The organism is Endozoicomonas sp. YOMI1 (assembly GCF_024606345.1).
Lineage (GTDB): Bacteria > Pseudomonadota > Gammaproteobacteria > Pseudomonadales > Endozoicomonadaceae > Endozoicomonas.
On sequence record NZ_JAHHPM010000339.1, the window covers coordinates 1 to 1,903 of the forward strand.

Consider the following 1,903-nt stretch of genomic DNA (forward strand, 5'->3'; position numbering starts at 1 on the left):
GATGGATGCATTTGAAAATGGCAGGCTATGCATTATTGCAGTTGTTAACCGTTTGTAAAAATCAGGCATGCCTGAACATTTCCCGGATACCCTGGAGAAGTCCGGATACAACCACTGCGGGCATAATGAGAAGATTGGGACATTCTTCCACTTAAGTTCAGCATGGTCGGTTCAGCATTACTGACAGCTTGGTTAGTATAATTATTTGCCTACAATGTTAGATTCTTACGTCATAACTTCGCAATATTCAACAACGTTTTGGCTTAAAGTCGATGCCAATGCCTTTCAGGGAGAGAAAGTATGACTAAGACAGGATACGTTCAGCTGCCACAAGCCCCTGGTACCCGATTGTCCAAAACCAGCAGCACCGACAAAAACCAGGGAACCTTCGCTGCGAGAACTGCACAGGGTATCTCCAATCCGGCCTTTACACCCTCTGGTTCGAGCTGTGACCACGGCAATGTCAGAATTGTCCATCGGGCCGTGGATGTGGTTCCTGAAGAGTCAGGGCATGTGCTGCCGTTCAATTACCGGAAGATCAAAATTCTGGTAAAGGACAAGGTAAAAAAACTGGTTGGCCAAGGTGGCTTTGGCAAAGTATTCCGGGCGGTGCAGGTTCCGCCGAAGGCCACAGTCGATGCCAATGGCAGTAAAAAACTGTCGCGTTTTTACATGGTTAAGGACAATGACAGCCTCTTGTATTGCTTGTTGAAATCAAATGAGAAAAAGTGCCTGAAAAAGGTTGGTGACTTTGGCTATAGCCCCTGGTACAAAAGAAATCGCTTAGTAATGCATGACAAGGGCCCAAACCTGGAAATGCTGTTTGATCTGGATAAAAAGGAATATGATTTATTTCCGACCGAAAGACAGGTTATCCCCGAGCCTCTGAAGTGCAGTATCGCCAGGCAGTTGTTTCAGTCCCTGCAAAAGATCCACGATAAAGGCATACTGCACTCAGACATCAAACCGCAAAATATTACCATTGACAGCAAAGGTAAAGTATCACTGATCGATTATGGTATTGCAGTCAAGCGCAACAGAAAAGGACAGTTCAAACCCATCTCCCTGACCCCCCAATTTGCTGGTCCAGAGACGTTTGGCAAGGAAACCGCTACCGAGAAAACAGATATATGGGCTTTGGGTATCACCCTGGCGGAAATGGAGCTGGGCAAAAAAGTTATCACTGTTAGAAAGAAGCAAAAAACGCTATCCGCCTACGATCGAATAGTGCTTAAACAAAAGCCTGAATTGGAGGAGCTCTTTACTGAATTTGAATTTGATTCATCAGCTTATGCCAGGCTGATCAATAAGATTAAACAGGAACCCGGTATTTCCGAGGATTGCCGGAACGTTTTGCTGGCTTGCCTGGAGCTTGATCCGGATAAACGGCCAAGTGCCGAACAATTGCTGACATACCCCTATCTTCGCCAAAAGAAGCTCGATGAAATGGGGCAAATGGAACTTCATATTGCCCATCAGGATGCCTTTAATGCATTGGTTGAGGCAGAAAAAGCGATTGAGAAAAAGAGCAAGCACAGCCCGCATAAGCTGCAAATCTTGAACCTTTGCTGGGCAGCGATTAAGAAAAAGGGCAAGCACAGCTCTGATGCTGAAATGAAAAAGCTAAGTGCAGATCTGGCCCACTGCCAGGAAAAGGTTCGGGAAATACAGGGTTTGATCAGGAAAGAAAACGAGAAAGAAAAAAGCCGTATCCTGGAAAAACGACGAAGAGAAGCCCTGTTAAAGGAAAATGTCCCCGGGAGCATTGGCACGTCTGAAACTCAAACGGTTGTGGGCAAGATAATCGAACAGAGGTTAGTTGGGTATTCCGGAAGCATTCGGCCACTGATTCCGGAAACATTCGGCCACCTATTCCGGTAACATCCGGCCACTGATTCCGGAA

At 46.1% G+C, this 1,903-nt stretch carries 1 protein-coding gene; it reads left to right on the top strand.

The genetic code is table 11. The features are described 5' to 3' along the window. Positions 1–300: 300 nt before the first annotated feature. The gene (locus KDK15_RS12225; protein WP_257295639.1) at positions 301–1,881 is read left to right on the top strand and encodes a protein kinase; all 1,581 of its coding nucleotides are present in this window, start codon (positions 301–303) and stop codon (positions 1,879–1,881) included. Positions 1,882–1,903 lie beyond the last annotated feature (22 nt).